The sequence below is a fragment of the Streptomyces pratensis genome, from assembly GCF_037137275.1.
GTDB lineage: Bacteria > Actinomycetota > Actinomycetes > Streptomycetales > Streptomycetaceae > Streptomyces > Streptomyces pratensis_B.
The window spans coordinates 23,687-40,808 of sequence record NZ_JBBBEN010000098.1; the positions used below are offsets into that span (position 1 = coordinate 23,687).

General features: G+C 73.1%; 13 protein-coding genes. 8 read left to right on the plus strand and 5 right to left on the minus strand.

Going from position 1 to position 17,122, the window contains the following annotated elements; genetic code table 11:
• Both V9U70_RS23970 and V9U70_RS23975 read left to right on the plus strand, forming a co-directional pair.
• Window positions 1-2,073: AAA family ATPase (locus V9U70_RS23970; protein ID WP_336678436.1), on the plus strand; the 2,073-nt coding region annotated here is incomplete at its 5' end.
• Between the two features lie 69 nt (window positions 2,074-2,142).
• On the plus strand, window positions 2,143-4,161 hold the full coding sequence (locus tag V9U70_RS23975) for an NAD-binding protein (RefSeq protein WP_336678437.1): 2,019 nt from the start codon (window positions 2,143-2,145) through the stop codon (window positions 4,159-4,161).
• Window positions 4,162-4,313: 152 nt separating this feature from the next.
• Here the strand turns inward: V9U70_RS23975 and trpS are convergent, their stop codons facing one another.
• Window positions 4,314-5,417, minus strand: coding sequence for a tryptophan--tRNA ligase (gene trpS, locus V9U70_RS23980; protein ID WP_336678439.1), 1,104 nt, complete (start codon window positions 5,415-5,417; stop codon window positions 4,314-4,316).
• Between the two features lie 496 nt (window positions 5,418-5,913).
• Here trpS and V9U70_RS23985 point away from each other — a divergent pair, with 496 nt between their 5' ends.
• From V9U70_RS23985 to V9U70_RS24000, 4 genes are all read left to right on the plus strand, one after another.
• Window positions 5,914-7,014: an LLM class flavin-dependent oxidoreductase gene (locus tag V9U70_RS23985; RefSeq protein WP_336678442.1), complete on the plus strand. Its 1,101-nt coding sequence runs from the start codon at window positions 5,914-5,916 to the stop codon at window positions 7,012-7,014.
• Window positions 7,015-7,018: 4 nt separating this feature from the next.
• Window positions 7,019-7,678: an FMN reductase gene (locus V9U70_RS23990; RefSeq protein WP_336678444.1), complete on the plus strand. Its 660-nt coding sequence runs from the start codon at window positions 7,019-7,021 to the stop codon at window positions 7,676-7,678.
• Between the two features lie 89 nt (window positions 7,679-7,767).
• Entirely contained in the window at window positions 7,768-8,196 is a 429-nt protein-coding gene (locus tag V9U70_RS23995) for a universal stress protein (RefSeq protein WP_336678786.1), read from the plus strand.
• A gap of 358 nt (window positions 8,197-8,554) precedes the next feature.
• On the plus strand, window positions 8,555-12,334 hold the full coding sequence (locus V9U70_RS24000) for an ATP-binding protein (protein WP_336678446.1): 3,780 nt from the start codon (window positions 8,555-8,557) through the stop codon (window positions 12,332-12,334).
• Window positions 12,335-12,351: 17 nt separating this feature from the next.
• Here the strand turns inward: V9U70_RS24000 and V9U70_RS24005 are convergent, their stop codons facing one another.
• The 4 genes from V9U70_RS24005 to V9U70_RS24020 form a co-directional block, all read right to left on the minus strand.
• A complete protein-coding gene (locus V9U70_RS24005) occupies window positions 12,352-13,209 on the minus strand; it encodes an ABC transporter permease (RefSeq protein ID WP_336678448.1) in 858 nt (285 codons plus the stop codon).
• Entirely contained in the window at window positions 13,206-14,177 is a 972-nt protein-coding gene (locus V9U70_RS24010; protein ID WP_336678451.1) for an ATP-binding cassette domain-containing protein, read from the minus strand. Before V9U70_RS24010 ends, V9U70_RS24005 begins: the two co-directional genes overlap by 4 nt.
• 207 nt (window positions 14,178-14,384) lie before the next feature.
• The gene (locus V9U70_RS24015; RefSeq protein WP_336678788.1) at window positions 14,385-14,999 is read right to left on the minus strand and encodes an NADPH-dependent FMN reductase; all 615 of its coding nucleotides are present in this window, start codon (window positions 14,997-14,999) and stop codon (window positions 14,385-14,387) included.
• A 222-nt stretch (window positions 15,000-15,221) separates the two neighbouring features.
• Window positions 15,222-15,629 (minus strand): hypothetical protein, encoded by a 408-nt coding sequence (locus V9U70_RS24020; RefSeq protein ID WP_336678453.1) that lies wholly within the window; start codon window positions 15,627-15,629, stop codon window positions 15,222-15,224.
• Between the two features lie 131 nt (window positions 15,630-15,760).
• Between V9U70_RS24020 and V9U70_RS24025 the strand changes: the two genes are divergently transcribed.
• Both V9U70_RS24025 and V9U70_RS24030 read left to right on the plus strand, forming a co-directional pair.
• Entirely contained in the window at window positions 15,761-16,681 is a 921-nt protein-coding gene (locus V9U70_RS24025; protein WP_336678455.1) for a hypothetical protein, read from the plus strand.
• Window positions 16,682-16,862: 181 nt separating this feature from the next.
• Entirely contained in the window at window positions 16,863-17,108 is a 246-nt protein-coding gene (locus V9U70_RS24030; RefSeq protein WP_336678456.1) for a DUF2630 family protein, read from the plus strand.
• Window positions 17,109-17,122: the final 14 nt, after the last annotated feature.

The following is a 17,122-nucleotide window of genomic DNA, read 5'->3' on the forward strand; positions in this document are numbered from 1 at the left end:
ACGGCGGCGATCGGGGCCGCGGCCGAGGGGCGGACGGGCGCCGGGGCACGGCCCACGGCCGAGGGCGCCGGGGCCCCGCCCGACGCCGTCGCCGCGTACCTCTTCGAGGAGCTGACGAGCGGGCCCGCCGGATTCGTCCAGAGCGCCGCGACCCGGACGTTCCTCGCCGGGTTCCACCGGGCGGCCGGCCCCGACGTGTACGCCGACGACCTGGCGGCCCTGGGCGACGACCTGGCCGCCCGCCGCCAGCTCGTGGCGGGCTGGCTCGCCCCGTACGCGGACGCCACCGGCGCCGGCCTCGCCGACGGCGACCTGGCGGAGGCCGTGGCGGCGGAGCTCTGCCCCGAGCTGGAGCGGTACGCCTGCGATGCTCCGCTCACCGTCGAGGTGAAGGGCCTTCTCGGCGACCACCCGCGCATCGGCGACGGTGGGACGCTGACCGTGCGGATCGACGAACTCCTGTCCCGCACCGCCGAGTTCCGCGACCGCACCGTGCCCGGCTTCCGCGCCTACCAGCGGCTGCGCACCTCCCTGGTGTCGGCCGAGCGCGGGCGGCTGCGCCTGGACGACCACCGGCCGCGCGTGATGTCGGCGTTCGTCCGCAACCGGCTGCTCGACGAGGTCTACCTGCCGCTGATCGGCGACAGCCTGGCCAAGCAGCTCGGCACCGCCGACGCCGACCGGCGCACCGACTCGCAGGGGTTGCTGCTGCTGGTCTCGCCGCCCGGCTACGGCAAGACGACGCTGATGGAATACGTCGCGGACCGGCTCGGCATGGTTCTGGTGAAGGTCAGCGGACCGAACCTGGGCCACGACGTCACCTCCCTCGACCCCGCCCAGGCGCCGAGCACGACCGCCCGGCAGGAGGTCGAGAAGATCAACTTCGCTCTGGAGGCGGGCAACAACACGCTGCTCCACCTCGACGACATCCAGCACACCTCGCCCGAACTGCTCCAGAAGTTCATCCCGCTGTGCGATGCCACGCGCCGCATCGAGGGCGTGCGGGACGGCGAGCCGCGCAGCTACGACCTGCGGGGCAAGCGGTTCGCGGTGTGCATGGCGGGCAACCCGTACACCGAGTCCGGCGAGCAGTTCCAGATACCCGACATGCTGGCCAACCGGGCCGACGTCTGGAACCTCGGCGAGGTGCTCAGCGGCCGGGAGGACGTCTTCGCGCTGAGCTTCGTGGAGAACGCCCTCACCGCCAACCCGGTCCTCGCCCCGCTGGCCGCGCGGTCGCGGGAGGACCTGGCGCTCCTGGTGCGGCTGGCCGGCGGCGGTGACCCGGCGGCCCGCGCGGAGCACCTGGAGCACCCGTACTCCGCGGCGGAGCTGGACCGCGTCCTCGCCGTCCTGCGCCACCTGCTCGCCGCCCGGGACACCGTCCTCGCGGTGAACGCGGCGTACATCGCCTCGGCCGCGCAGACGGACGCCACCCGCACCGAGCCGCCGTTCCGGCTCCAGGGCTCGTACCGCAACATGAACAAGATCGCGGAGCGCATCGTGCCCGTCATGAACGACGACGAGCTGTCCGCCGTCGTCGACGACCACTACGCGGGCGAGGCCCAGACACTCACCACCGGAGCAGAGGCGAACCTCCTCAAGCTGGCGGCCCTGCGCGGCACGCTCACCGCAGAGCAGGCCCGGCGGTGGTCCGCCGTCACCGCCTCCTACGTCCGGACGCAGGCGCTGGGCGGCCCGGAGGGCGACCCGATGACCCGCGCGGTGGCCGCGCTCGGGCTGCTCGCCGACCGGATCGCGGCGGTCGAGACGGCGATCCACCGCGTCATGGCCCCCCGGCGCCTGCCGGCCTCCCCGCAGCCCGGGGCGGGGGCCCCTGGCCACCACGCCCCGCGGCCTCCTGCTCCCCGTGCGAAGATCGCAGACACTCCGCGGACCACGGACACGCCGAGGGCTGCGGACGCACCGAAGATCGCGGGCCCACCGACGATCGCCAACACGCTGACAGGCCGGGACATGACGGGCCAGGACGTGACGGACCGGAACGCGACGGGCCAGGACGCGACGGACCGGGACGCGACGGGCCGGCGTGTGACGGACCGGGGCGACTGACCGGGACGACCCACCGGGCCCGACGGCCGCCACCGTCGACCGGAAAGACCGAGCCGGAAGGACCACGGCATGCTGGGATTCGTGCCCCCGCCCTCTCCGCACCCCCAACCCCCCTCCCGATCGGGCCACATGGTCGTCTGCGGCGACGACGCCCTGGCGCGCCGGCTCGCCGTGGAGCTGCGCTACGTCTACGGGGAGCGGGTCACCCTGCTCCTGCCGCCGGGCCGCGAAGCACACGGCCCCGAGCTCCCGCTGACCCAACGGGGCCGCGCGGCAGCGCTGTTCGGCCGCATGTCGGCAGCGATGAGCCGCGCGGGGTACGGGGGCGGCGGCGGCAACGGGGGCGGCGGCGCCGTCAGCAGCGAGGACACCAACGCCGGGGTCGAGGCCGTGCACATCATGGAGGCGTCCGAGCCCTCCGACGACGTCCTGGAGGAGGCGGGCGTCGACCGGGCGGCCGCCCTCGCGCTCGTCTACGACGACGACGAGCGCAACATCCGCGCCGCCCTGACCGCCCGACGCCTCAACCCCCGCCTGCGGCTGGTCATCCGGCTCTACAACCGCAAGCTCGGCCAGCATCTGGAGACCCTGCTGGACCAGGCGGCGGCCGTCGCCATGCCCGGCATCGACCCGGCGCTGCTGGACGCCTCCACCACCGTCCTGTCGGACGCCGACACCGTCGCCCCGGCCCTCGCCGCCACCGCCCTGGCCGGCAGCAGCAAGGTCGTCCAGGCGGACGGCCTGCTCCTGCGTGCCGCCGAACGCCCGCCGCCCCGCCCCGGCGAGACGGCCGACCCGGGTCTGTGCACCCTCGCGCTGCTCTCGTCCACCACCCACGACCCGGCCGGCACGGAGGGCTCCGACAGCAGCGGCGCCGAGGGCCCCGAGCTCCTGCCCGACGGCAGCACCGTCGCCGCCGCGACCGGCCGGGGCACCGTGGTCCTCGAAGCGATCAGCCGGGCCGACCCGGACCGCCCCGCGACCCGGATGAGCGGCAGGGGCGCGCCGCTCTCCCACATCTTCTCCCGCCGACTGCGCTGGTCCGCCCTCGGCGTGGCGGCGGCCGTGGTCGCGCTGGCGGTCGCCTCGGTTTTGACCACCGGGGACGGGGCGCTGCACGCCACTTATCTGACCCTGCTCGACCTGTTGGCGATGGGCGACCCGGCGGAGGGCGACGAGATCGCCCGGCAGATCATCCAGCTGCTCTCCGGCCTCGCCGGCCTCCTCCTGCTCCCCCTGCTGGTGGCCGCGGTCCTGGAGGCCTTCGGCACCCTGCGCACCGCCTCCTCGCTGCGCCGCCCGCCGCGCGGCCTGTCGGGGCACGTGGTGCTGCTCGGCCTCGGCAAGATCGGCACGCGCGTCCTCGTACGCCTGCGGGAACTGGACATACCCGTGGTCGTCGTGGAGGAGGACCCGGAGGCGCGGGGCATCCCGCTGGCCCGCTCCATGCACGTGCCGACCGTCCTCGGCGACGTCACCCAGGAGGGCGTGCTCGAAGCGGCGAAGATTCACCGCGCGCACGCGCTCCTCGCGCTCACCAGCATCGACACGACGAACCTGGAAGCGACCCTGTACGCCCGCTCGGTGAAGCCGGACCTGAGGGTGGCGCTGCGGCTGTACGACGACGAGTTCGCCACCGCCGTCTACCGCACCCTGCGCACCGCCCACCCCCAGGCCCTGACCCGCTCCCGCTCGGTCTCTCACCTCGCCGCACCGTCCTTCGCGGTCGCCATGATGGGCCGTCAGGTGCTGGGCGCGGTACCGGTGGAGCGGAAGGTCATGCTCTTCGCAGCGCTGGACGTCGCGGAACACCCGCAGCTGGACGGCCGTACCGTCGAGGAGGCGTTCCGGGCGGGCGCGTGGCGGGTCCTGGCCATCGACACCACGCCGCCCGCCGACCGGGTCCCCGACCTCGCCCTGCCCTCCTACACCCCGGCGGGCGACGCGGTGCCGCCGCCCGCAGGACTCGTGTGGAACATGCCCCCCGGATACGTGCTGCGCGCAGAGGACCGAGTGGTGATCGCCGCCACCCGCCGGGGGCTCGCGGAACTGCTGCGGGGGCGGCGGCCGGCGGCGCCCCGTCCGTGACGGCCTCCGGCCAGGGCGGCCCGCGCCCGGGACGCCCGCCGCCCGTGGCGGCCTGCCGAGGGGGCCGGGTGGCAGGCTGTAGGCCCTGGCCTGGGGCCTTGGGCCTTGGGCCTTGGGCGGCAGGCTGCGGGCCTTGGACTGCCGGCTACCGGCTACCGGAAGGTGCCCATCGCCTCCCGCACCTCCCCCAGCGTGGTCTCCGCCACCGCGATCGCCCGTTCGTTGCCGTCGCGCAGCACGGACCGTACGTAGGCGAGATCCGCCGCGTACTCCGCCCGCCGGGCGCGCAACGGCTCCAGGTGGCCGTTGACCGCGTCGGTCACGGTCCGCTTGAGCGCCGCCGCGCCGCCGTGACCGATCTCCGCCGCGACCTCGTGCGGGTCCCGGCCCTGGCAGAGGGCCGCCAGCAGGACGAGCGAGGAGACGCCGGGCCGGAGCTCGGGGTCGTACGTGATGTGCCGGTCGGCGTCCGTCGTCGCCCCCTTGATCAGGCGGGCCGTCTCGTCCGCGGTCGCGGAGAGCGGCAGCGAGTTGGCCCGGCTCTTGCTCATCTTGGCGCCGTCGGCGCCCAGCAGGAGCGGCACGTCGGAGAGCAGTGCGTCCGGCTCCGGGAAGGTTGGCCCGTACCGCTCGTTGAAGCGGCGGGCGACGGTCCGGGTGAGTTCGAGGTGCGGCAGCTGGTCCTGGCCGACCGGGACCACGTTGCCCTTGCAGAAGAGGATGTCGGCCGCCTGGTGCACCGGGTACGTGTACATCAGACCGCTCACCGCGGCCTGCCGCGCGTGGGAGATCTCGTCCTTGACGGTGGGGTTGCGGCCCAGCTCCGCGACGGAGACGAGGCTCAGGAAGGGCACCAGGAGCTGGTTGAGGGCGGGGACGGCGCTGTGGTTGAACACGGTGCTCCGGGCCGGGTCGATGCCGAGGGCCAGATAGTCCAGGAGCAGCCCTTCGGTGTGCTCCGGCAGCCGGTCGGCGGTGTCCCGGTCGGTCAGGACCTGGTAGTCGGCGATCAGGACGAACACGTCGACGCCGAGATCCTGGAGGCGGACCCGGTTGCGCAGGGTGCCGAAGTAGTGCCCGAGGTGCAGGAGACCGGTGGGGCGGTCCCCGGTGAGGACCCGGAAGCGGCCGGGGTCCCGGGCGAGCAGCCGCTCCAGCTCGGCGCTGCGGCGCTCGGCGGCGGTGGGGGCGGGGTCGGGCGCGGTGGGGGACGCGGGGCCGGGCGCGGTGTCGGCGGTGGTGGCGACGGTGTTCATGGCGGGTGGTCTCTCCTCGCGAGTGGCGGACGCGTGGAGGACGGCCCCGTCGGTGCGCCGTGGCGCTCGTGTCCGTGTCGGTGCCGCGCTGCCGGGGCAGCGAGGGCAACGAAAAGGGCCGTCCATGTCGAACGGCCCTGGTTCCGTGCAGATGCGCTGGCCGCTCCTAGGAGGAGCGCCACCAGTTTCGGCACGGGACGGAGGTCATGGCCTCACGGTAGCAGCCACGGCACGGAGCGGGGAGGAGAAGAGAATCCGGGTGGGCCCGTGATCCGGTGGGCCCGTGATCCGGCGGGGTGCGCGGACGGCGGCGCATGCGTGGAATAGGAGGGACGGGACCTCCGTTGTACGATGTAGTTCAAGGTTCAACTAATCATCGGCCGGGCTCTCCGGTCCCCCGGAAGCCACGGCCCGGGGGCCAGGGGCCATCGGACCACCGGGGAACCACGGGCCCTCCGGCCCGCCCTCCCGGCCGGGACTCAGGAAGGCGGACGCCATGCAGTTCGGGATCTTCACCGTCGGGGACGTCACGACCGACCCGACCACCGGCCGGACCCCGACCGAGAACGAGCGGATCAAGGCGACCCTCGCCATCGCGCAGAAGGCCGAGGAAGTCGGCCTGGACGTCTTCGCGACCGGCGAGCACCACAACCCGCCGTTCGTCCCCTCCTCCCCGACGACGACCCTCGGCTACATCGCGGCCCGCACGGAGAACCTCCTCCTCTCCACCTCCACCACTCTGATCACCACCAACGACCCGGTGAAGATCGCGGAGGACTACGCCACCCTCCAGCATCTCGCGGACGGCCGCGTCGACCTGATGATGGGGCGGGGCAACACCGGACCGGTCTATCCCTGGTTCGGCAAGGACATCCGCCAGGGCATGCCGATGGCCATCGAGAACTACGCGCTCCTGCACAAGCTGTGGCGCGAGGACGTCGTCGACTGGGAGGGCACGTTCCGTACGCCGCTCCAGTCCTTCACCGCCACCCCGCGCCCGCTGGACGGCGTGCCGCCGTTCGTCTGGCACGGCTCCATCCGCTCGCCGGAGATCGCCGAGCAGGCCGCGTACTACGGCGACGGCTTCTTCCACAACAACATCTTCTGGCCCATGGAGCACACCAGGAAGATGGTCGACCTCTACCGGCGCCGCTACGCCCACTACGGGCACGGCACCGCCGAACAGGCCATCGTAGGGCTCGGCGGCCAGGTGTTCATGCGCAGGAACTCGCAGGACGCCGTCCGGGAGTTCCGCCCGTACTTCGACAACGCCCCCGTCTACGGCCACGGGCCGTCGCTGGAGGACTTCACCCGCGAGACACCGCTGACCGTGGGCTCCCCGCAGGAGGTCGTCGAGCGGACCCTGACCTTCCGGGACGCCGTCGGGGACTACCAGCGCCAGCTGTTCCTGATGGACCACGCGGGTCTGCCGCTGAAGACCGTCCTGGAACAGCTCGACCTGCTCGGCGAGGAGGTCGTGCCCGTGCTGCGCAAGGAGTTCGCCCGTCTGCGGCCGGCCGGTGTGCCGGAATCCGCCCCCGTCCACCCGGCGGTCACGGCTGCCCGGACCGCCGACTCCGCCCGAAAGGAAGCCTGACCTGATGTTCGCGACCACCCCTCTGCGCCTCGTGGCCGTCTCGGCCGGCCTCAGCCAGCCGTCCTCGACCCGGCTGCTGGCCGACCGGCTCGCCCACGCCGCCCGGGAGCGGCTGGCGGCGGAGCAGGACCGGGCCGTCGAGGTCCGCGTCGTCGAGCTGCGCGACCTCGCCGTCGACATCGCCCATCACCTGGTCAGCGGTTTCCCGTCGACCGGACTGCGGGAAACGATCGACGCGGTGACGGAGGCCGACGGTCTGATCGCCGTGACGCCGGTGTTCACCGCCTCCTACAGCGGTCTGTTCAAGTCCTTCTTCGACCTGATCGACCCCACCGCGCTGACCGGCAAGCCCGTCGCGCTCGCCGCGACGGGCGGCACGGCCCGGCACTCGCTGGTCCTGGAGCACGCCCTGCGCCCGCTCTTCGCCTACCTCCGGGCCGTCACCGTGCCGACCTCCGTCTACGCGGCGTCCGAGGACTGGGGGTCCTCCGGCGATGAGTACACCGAGGGCCTCCCGTCCCGGATACGGCGCGCGGGCGGCGAGCTGGCCTCCGCGGTCCTGGGCCGTGCGGTCTCCGGCCCGGCCCGCGCCAAGGGCCTGGACGACGGGGAGGACGCGGTCGTCCCCTTCGAGCAGCAGCTCGCGGAGCTGGGCCTGGACTGAGCGCCGCCCGGGCCGAGCCCGCCCCTTGCCCGATGTGCTTACAGTGAGACCGGACGCTGTACCGCATGCCGCGCGAGCTGGAGGCTGACATGGGCAGGATCGTCGTGGGCGTGGACGGCTCGGAGGAGTCGGTCAGGGCACTGCACTGGGCCGTACGCCAGGCCGAGCTGACCGGCGACACCGTGGAGGCCGTGAACAGCTGGGAGTACCCCACGACCAGCTGGGCGTCGATGATGCCGGGCCTGCCGCAGGACTTCGACCCGCAGGCCCTGGCCACCGTCTCCCTGAACGAGGCGCTGGAAGAAGCCCTGGGCGCGGCGGGTGCCGCCGCGGTCAGCAAGATCGTGGTCATCGGCAACCCGGCGCAGACTCTGCTGGACCGCGCCCAGGGCGCCAACCTGCTCGTCGTCGGAGCCCGCGGCCGCACCGGCCTCAAGGCGACCCTGCTCGGCTCGGTCAGCCTCCACGTCACCCAGCACGCCCCATGCCCGGTGACGGTGGTACGCGGCGACCGGTAGGAGGCAGGGAGCGGGGCCGCCAGGCGGCAGGTCGGCAGGCTGCGGGCCGGCAGGTCGGCAGGCTGCGGGCCGGCAGGTCGGCAGCCGGGGAGGCCGCAGGCCGGCAGGCTGCGGGCCTGGGCCGGGCTGCGGGCAGGGGCCGAGCGGCGGGCAGGGGCCGAGCGGGCAGGCAATGGCTCGGCAGGCTGCGTCGTGGGGCCGACAGGTCGCGGGCTCTGGGCTGGAGTCGGCAGATCGCGGGCAGCGGGCTGGGGCCAGCAGATCGCGGGCAACGGGTCGACAGGCGGTGGGCCGGGGCCGGTGGGCGGGCAGGTGCTGGTCAGGGGCCGTTGTCAGTGGGTGCTTCTATCGTGTGGCCATGACCCCTGCTCTGTTCGGGCGCGACCATCCCGCAAGCGTCCTTCGCTCGGAGATCGTCCGGGCCACGGACAGCCACGGCGGTCTCGTGCTCGTCACGGGCGAGGCCGGAATCGGCAAGACCACTCTGGTCACCTCCGCCGCGCACGAGGCGCGGCGGCGTGGTGCGCTGGTGGTCGGCGGTTCCTGCTGGGACTCCGACAGCACCCCTGGTTACTGGCCCTGGGTCCAGGTGCTGCGCGGCCTGCGCCGGTCCGTCACGGCAGCGGAGTGGGCGGCGGCACAGGAAGCGTCGGACGGCCGGCTCGGTGTGCTCCTCGGCGACCCGGGCGCGAGGACGGACACCGGGGCCGGGGCGGGGGCCGGGGCGGCGGAAGGCACGGGTGCGGGGGCGGCCCCGACGACGGAAACAGGCCAGACGGCGGGGGCGGGGGCCCCCGAGGGCGCCGAGGCGTTCGGGCTCTTCGACGCGGTGACCACCGCCCTCGTCACCCTCTCCCAGAGCCGGCCGCTGGTGGTCGTCCTCGACGATCTGCACAGCGCCGACCCGGCGTCGCTGCGTCTGCTCGAATTCGCCGCCCAGCACGCCTGGTTCGAGCGGCTGCTGCTCGTCGGCACCTACCGGGACGTCGAGGTGGAGGCCCCCGGGCACCCACTCCAGCAGCTGATCCTGCCTCTGGTCTCCCGCGCTTCGACGACCCTCACGCTGTCCGGCCTCGGCCGCGAGGACGCCGGGGCCCTGATGGCGGCCACCACCGGCCGCGAGCCCGCACCGCAGCTGGTCGAAGAGGTCCACCGGCGCACCGGCGGCAACCCGTTCTTCATCGAGCAGACCGCTCGGCTCTGGCACAGCGGAAGCCCGGTCTCCACCATCCCGCCCGGCGTGCGGGAGGCCGTCCGGCAACGCCTCGCCCTGCTGCCGAAGCCGGTCGTCTCCCTGCTGACCAGCGCCGCCGTGCTCGGCCGGGAGTTCGACAAGCAGGTCCTGGCGGTGGTGCACGGGGCCCCGGCCCCGCACGTGCACCGGCTGCTGGAGGCGGCGATCGTCGCCCGCGTCCTCGTACCCCGCCCGTCAGGGCAGTGCGCGTTCGCTCACGACCTGCTGCACGAAACGCTGTACGCCTCCCTGGGCGACGCCGAGGCCCGCAGCCACCACGCGAACACCGTACGGGCCCTGGACGGGCGCAGCGGCCCGGCGGACACGGTGCGACCCGGCGACCTCGCCCGGCACGCGCACCTCGCGGGCAGCGAGCTGGAGCGTGACCGCCGGATCGACCTGCTGCTGGCGGCCGCCCGGGACGCCTCGGGCCGACTGGCCGAAGAAGAGGCCCTCAGCCACTACCGGCGTGCCCTCGCCGTGGCGTCCGGCGAAGCGGTCGGAGACGTTCCGGCGGAGCCACTCGGCCCCTCCCAAGAGGGGCCGGCAGAGCCGAACCGCGCCCCCGAAGGGGCTCCGGCCGAACCGAGCCACGCGACGGGGGGGAACGCACCGGCCGCCGGAGCAAAAGCGCGGGGCCCGGCCGACGCGGGCCCCGACCACCGGCGTACGGCGCTGATCTGCCTCGACCTCGCCGGGCAGCTCCGCCACTCCGGGGAGACGGCAGAGGCACAGCGCCTCCAGGACCGGGCGGTCGCCCTGGCCCGCCAACTGGACGAACCGGAGCTGCTGGCCCAGGTGGCGATCACCGTCTACCGCGACGGGTCGCTCGACGGCCACCGGGCCTTCTCGGCGGACCTCCTCGCAGAAGCGCACCGCCGGGTCACCGGTACGGAAGACCAGGAGAACCTCTCCGACGACCGGCTCGCCCAGATACTGGCCATCCACATCATGGCGCTGGCCCGGCGCGGCTGTGACGACGAGGCGCTGGCCTTCTCGCTCTGGGCGCGCCACGACTCCGTCTGGGGCCTCGGCTCGGCGGAGGAACGGCTCGGGCTCACCGACGAGATGACCGTCGTCGGCCGTCGGACGCGGCACCAGGACATGGAGCTCCACGCGGTCTCCATGCGGTGGGTGGCCCTGCTGGAGCTGGGCGACCCGGCCTTCATCGACCAGTTCCGCCTGTTCGTCCGGCTCGCCGAGCAGAGCGAGCTGCCCCGGTTCGCCGTGGGCATCGCCGTCGACACCAGTCTGATCGCCTCTCTCCAGGGCCGGTTCGTGGAGGCCTCCACCGCCCTCGACCACGAAGCGCTCCGCCCGGAAAGCAGCGACCACGCGGCGTTCGGCTTCATGAGACAGCATCTGCGCTGGTCGCTCTGTCTGCTCAGAGGGCACTTCACGGACGCAGAGGAGGTCCTCACCGCCCTGCCGGACGTGGGCTACCCCCACCCCGAGCTGCTGGAGGCGGTCACCGCCGTGGAGCAGGGGGATGCCGCACCCGCGCTGCGTCTCATCGCCGAGCGGTCGTCACGCGCCGATCCGTACCCGCGGGCGATCCTGCCGTTGTGGCTCCGGCTGCTGGCCCAGACGGCCGCGCTCACCGGCGACGCCCGCCTCGTGACCCGCGCGGAGGACGAACTCGCCCCGTACACGGGCCAGTGGGTGGTCTCGCTGTACGGGTGCGACATCGGCGGCCCCGTCGACCTCTGGCTCGGGCTGCTCGCCGCCGCCCGTGACGACCAGGAAGCGGCGGTGGCGGCGCTCACCGGAGCCGCCGCCTCCGCGGACCGCCTCGGCGCCCGCCCCTGGGCCGTACGAGCCAGACTGGACCTGGCCCGCTCCCTGCTCGCCCGCGCCGCTGCGGGCGATGCGGGGCAGGCCCGCCGCCTGCTCGTCGACGTATCGCGTGAGGCAACCGCATTGGGCCTGGACCACCTCGCCACCGAAGCCGCCGCCCTCCTCGCCTCTCCCGCGGCGCCCGCCCGCCGCGCCCCGCTCACGCCCCGCCCCACGGCCGTCCCCCCGTCCCAGCACCCGGCCGCAGAGCCGACGCCGGAGCCGACACCGGGGCCGGGGCCGGATACGGCGAGGGTGATGCCGACGGGGGCAAAAGTGGCCGGGACGGAAGTGGCGGGGACGAGGGCGGCGGGGCCCCGGCCGGGCTCCGAGCGAGGCACGGAACCGGACGGGGAGGCGAGAGACGACTCCCGTCCGGGCGAGGAACTGAGGGCAAGACGCCCCTCAGGGGAGGGAGCAGCAGCGAAGCCTGCCCCTGCTTCACCGGCTGCCCCGGTGTCTCCGACTTCTCCGGCTGCCCCGGCTTCTCCGCCGACTGCCGCTGCGGCCCCCGCCTCGCCCCCCGCCGCGTTCCGGCGGGACGGGCCGGTCTGGCAGTTGTGTTGGGAGGGGGTGACCGTGCACGTCCCAGACGCCAAAGGCCTCCGCGACCTGCACAGTCTGCTGAACCTGCCCGGAACCGACGTCCCCGCGGTCCGCCTGCTGGCGGCCGAGGGAGGGAGCCTCGCCGTCGCCGCCGGACAGTTCGGCGGCGATCCGGTGCTCGACGAGGAGGCGAAACGCAGGTACAGGGAGCACCTGGCTCGGCTGGACTCCGAGATAGACCGAGCCGCCGCCCGCGGAGACGCCCGGCAGGTCGAGAAGTACGACCGGGAACGCCAAGCCCTCCTCGACGAACTCCGGACCGCCGCCGGGCTCGGCGGCCGGACCCGCCGCCTGGGCGACCAGGCCGAGCGGGCGCGTAAGACGGTCACCGCCCGTATCCGCGACACCCTGCGCAAACTGGAAACCCTGCACCCCGCGCTGGCGGCCCACCTGAAGGCGTCCGTCGCCACGGGGACCACCTGCGCCTACCGCCCCGAGCACGCCCCCCACTGGCAGCTGTGATCCGCGTCCTCGTCGGGTCACTTGCGGTTGTAGAGCCGCATCGTCACCGTGCCGAAGACCACCAGGAGCATCGCGGCCCAACCCAGAGTCCAGGCCATGTCGGAGGCGGGCCAGTCACCCGCCGCCAGCTCGCGGACGGACGTGGCGAGGTGGGTGACCGGACTGTTGTTCACGAACACCTGGAGCCAGCCCGGCATCGTGCTCGGGTCGACGAAGACGTTGCTGAGGAAGGTCAAGGGGAAGATCACCATCATGCTGACGCCCATCACCGACTTCTCGGTGCGCAGCAGCAGCCCGAACATGGTCCATATCCAGGAGAACGCGAACGAGAACACGACGAGCAGGGCGACGCCCGCCACCACTCCGAGCGCACCGCCTTCCGGCCGGTACCCGATGATCAGGCCGACGGCGAGCATCACCGCCGATGCCAGCAGATAGCGCAGGACGTCTCCGAGCAGATAACCGACCATCGGAGCGGGCCGCCATATCGGCAGTGTGCGGAACCGGTCGAAGACGCCCTTGGAGATGTCGGTGTTGACCGCGACCCCCGTGTACATCGTGATCATCACGACGCTCATCACCATGATGCCGGGCAGCAAGAACTGGATGTACTCCTGTGTGGAGCCGGCCAGCGCCCCTCCGAAGAGATACGTGTACATCAGGACCAGCATGATCGGGAAAGCCGTCACGTCGAAAAGCTGTTCCGGCACGTGCTTGATCTTCAGCATGGCGCGCCAGCCGAACGTCAGGGACGCCGACAGGGCGCTGGGCCTCGGTGGGCGGTCCTGGCCGATCAGGAGCGCCGACAGGCGTTCCGTGTCCGGTGCCGCGAGCACGATGTCCTCCGGCTCCGTCTTGGCGGTCGCGGTGCTCATGCCGCCACTCCCTTCTTGTCCGTGAGTGCGAGGAAGACCTCGTCGAGGCTGGGCTGACCCAGCGAGAAGTTGTCGACCGTGATGCCGCACCGGGCCAGCTCTGCCAGCGCCCGACCGGCCTTGTCCGCCGCGTCCTGCCCGGTGCTCTGCCCGTCGACCCGGGCGGTCAGGGCCACGGGGTCCGGGTCCAGCTGAACCGTCGCGTTCAGTGCGGCCGCCATGACCCGCTGGGCCTCGGCACGCTGGTCGGCGTTCCGCAACCGCAGGTGGACGGTGCCGGAGCCGACGGAGGCCTTCAGCTCGCCCTTGGTGCCCTCGGCGATGACCTTGCCGTGGTCGATCACGGCGATGCGCGAGGCCAGTTGGTCGGCCTCGTCCAGATACTGGGTGGTCAGCAGGACCGTCGTACCATGGGCCACGACCGCCCGCACGATGTCCCACACCTGGTTACGGCTGCGGGGGTCCAGTCCGGTGGTCGGCTCGTCCAGGAACAGCACGTCCGGGGTGTTCAGGATGGACGCGGCGATGTCGATGCGCCGCCGCATGCCTCCCGAGTAGTTCTTCACCTGCTTTCCGGCCGCCTCGCTCAGCCCGAACCCTTCGAGCAGCTGTGCCGCCCGCTCCCGGGCCGCGGTCTTGGAGTGCCCGAGCAGGCGACCGAGCAGGAGGAGGTTCTCCGCACCGGTCAGGTCCTCGTCCACCGAGGCGTACTGCCCGGTCAGGCTGACCCGGCTGCGGACCGCGTCGGCGTCCTGCACCACGTCCTTGCCGAACACGCGCGCCGCGCCGCCGTCAGGGCGCAGCAGCGTCGCGAGCATGCGGACAGTGGTGGTCTTCCCGGCGCCGTTGGGGCCGAGGACCCCGTAGACGGTGCCGGTCGGGACGGCGAGGTCGACGCCGTCCACCGCGCGGTTGTCGCCGAAGACCTTCACCAGCCCCGCGGTCTCGATGGCCAGTTCAGTACTCATGATCCATTCCTTGGGAGTCGTCGGTCGTGCGTCTGCGATGTGCGTCGGGCCACGAGGGCGGGGCGGGCGCGGCAGCGGCGGAGGGCGGCGGGGCCGTGGTGACGCGGTGAGGGCTCGGGGCGTGGTCGGACGACGGGAGCGACACCAGGCGACCGACATCCGATGCCCGCCGACCACCGACCGGCAGCCGATGCCCGGAGACCGGCGTCATGAGACGTAGGGGCGAGCGGCCCGCGCCTCGCGCAGGGCCAGCCCCCACCACAGGAGCTGGTCGAGCATCACTCCCGCGGCACGGTCCCTGCGGCAGTCCCCGGCACGGTCCTCCAGGGGTTGGTGGAGGACATCGAGGGCGACCCCGTTGCGCAGGGGCACCGTGTGCAGCTCGGTGAAGACCGAACGCAGGTGCTCCACCGCGTACAGACCGGCGGAGTCGTGGCCGTAACTCACGAAGGCGACCGGTTTGGTCTGCCATTCGCCGTAGGCGAAGTCGATGGCCTGCTTCAGGGAGGCAGGGAACGAGCGGTTGTACTCCGGGGTGACCACGACAAAGGCCTCGGCTCTGTCGATCGCCCCGGTGAACTCCGTCATCTGGTCCGTCGCCCGTCCCGGATGACGCGCGGGAAAGTCGAAGTCCGCGAGGTCCAGCACCACGAGGTCCATCTCTCCGCGGCCCCGGGCACGCTCCATGAACCACTGGCCTACCGCGTCGCCCATACGCCCCTCGCGCGTGCTGCCGATGATCACCGCGACACGCAGTGGATCGTCGCTTTCGCCGCTCGGCGGCGTCGCGGACGCGGAGGGAGCCACGCCGGCGACAGCCATGCCGCCACCGCCGCCGGCTCCGCCCTCCTGGGGCGTGCCGTACGTCATCGCTCGTTCCTCCTCCCACTTCCTCGGGTCGCCTCCCGGGCCTTCCCGGACGCCCGTCCGGCAGGCCGTCCCGCGCCCTCACTCCTTGGGCGCCAGACCGCAGGGCGCGGCCGCCAGATTGAATCTGGCGGCCGCGCCCCCGGTCGGGAAGGACCTGACGAGGGGGCCCGGCGTTCAGCTCTCCCGGGTGTAGAACAGATAGAACGCGGCACAGCAGACGCCCGCGCCGACCACCAGCCCCAGGGCCGCCGATCGCAGCACGCTGGTGTCGGTGAGGCTCACCAGGAAGCCAAGGGCGCAGGCGGTCAGCGCGCCGTACGCGACCGCCCGCAGCTCACGCGGCAGCGACCGCTGGATGCGGCCCAGCGTGAAGCAGAGAGCGGCCAGGGCGGCGCCCGAGACCAGCCCGAGCAGAACCTGCCCGCCCGTGCTGGGGCCGCCGTCGCGACGGATGAAGGCCGCGTAGAAGCCGTAGATCACGCCGAGCGCCAGAGGCAGCGCCCAGGCGAGTGGCGTGTGGCGGCGGGCCCGTGCGTGAGCGCGGGGGCCCCTTCGGCCGGACATGGCTGCGTGTGTGGCCATCGCGGACAGCTCCTTCCCTCGCCTCCGTCGCACACCCCCGTCCCTCCAGGGCACACCCGCCCGTGCCGCCCGGCAACTCCAATGGCGTACGGCCCGGAGCGGGCCGGCCCCGGACAGGCTTCTCTTGATAGGTGCGGACCTCCCTCTCAGCGACTCTCTCGGCTCTCCTCCTCGTCCTGCTCGCCGTCCTCGTGCCGTTCAGCGCGCTCTCCGCCTGGGCCGACCTGGAGCTCGACGACTCAGACCGGTATGTCGCCGCCGTCTCCCCGCTCGCCTCCGACCCAGCGGTACGGAGCACCGTCGCGGACGTCGTCACCGACGAGGCGATGCGGCAGATCGACCTCGGCCCCCTCCAGGACACGGTCCGCGGCTTCCTGCACGAGACCATGCGGTCCTTCACCACCACAGAGGCCTTCCAGAACGCCTGGGACACCGCGAACCGGGCCACCCACAGAGCGGTGACCGCTGCCCTGGACGGTGACAGCGGGGAGGCCGTGACGATCGATCTGGCACCGGTGATCGACCAGGTGAAACAGGACCTGGTGGACGACGGCGTGCCGTTCGCGGACCAGATCCCGGTCCAGCGGACGGAGATCACCGTGCTCGGCCCCGACCAGGCCGACGATCTCCGTAGCTGGTTCCGGTGGCTGCGCTACTGCAGCATCTGGCCCGCCGTCGGCACTCTGGTCCTCCTCGTCCTGGTGGTGGGCATCGCGACGGTACGGCGCGGGCTCCGGGGCGGTCTGTGGGCCACCGCGACCGTGGGCGCGGGATGCGTGCTCGGTGCGATCGTGCTCCGGGTGCTGATCGCGGTCGGCCGGAAGCGCGTACTGGACGAGGTGCCGAGCAGCGACCGGGACGCTGCCGCCGCTGTGGTCGACGCTCTGACCGCCTCCCTGCGGACCACGGTGTGGGTGGTGCTGGTGGTCGGCGCGGTCCTGTTCGTGGGGGCCCTCGCGGCGCGGGCAGGACGTCGGCGCGGAGGGACCGCAAGGTCCAAAAAGCGCGGGCCGGCCGCAGGAACACCGCCCGGGACCGACGTGCCGAGCTGACCGTGGCCGCGGTGGACCAGAGCGGGGCTAGGAGGTGATGACGAGGCTGCGGCAGCCGGTGTCCCCGGAAGCGGTGGACGCGCCCGGCGTGCGATCGGGTGGGGGCCGGGCCAGAGTGGGATTGCGGGGGCGGGCGAGAGCGAGATGCACGACCGCCGCCGAGCGACCGGAAAGAGGCGTCATGGCCGACCGCGACATCTTCGAGCACATCGGCGACCTGGTCTCCGAGGAGCGCGACCTGCGTGACCGCTCCGTGGCGAACATGGGCCTGTCCATCGAGGAGAAGGCCCGGCTGCGGGCGGTCGAGGTCCAGCTCGACCAGTGCTGGGACCTGCTGCGGCAGCGGCGGGCTCTGGACGAGTACGGCGACGACCCCGCGGCTGCGAAGGTCCGCCCCGCCGACGAGGTGGAGGGCTACGAGAGCTGAAGGGCGCGGTGGGT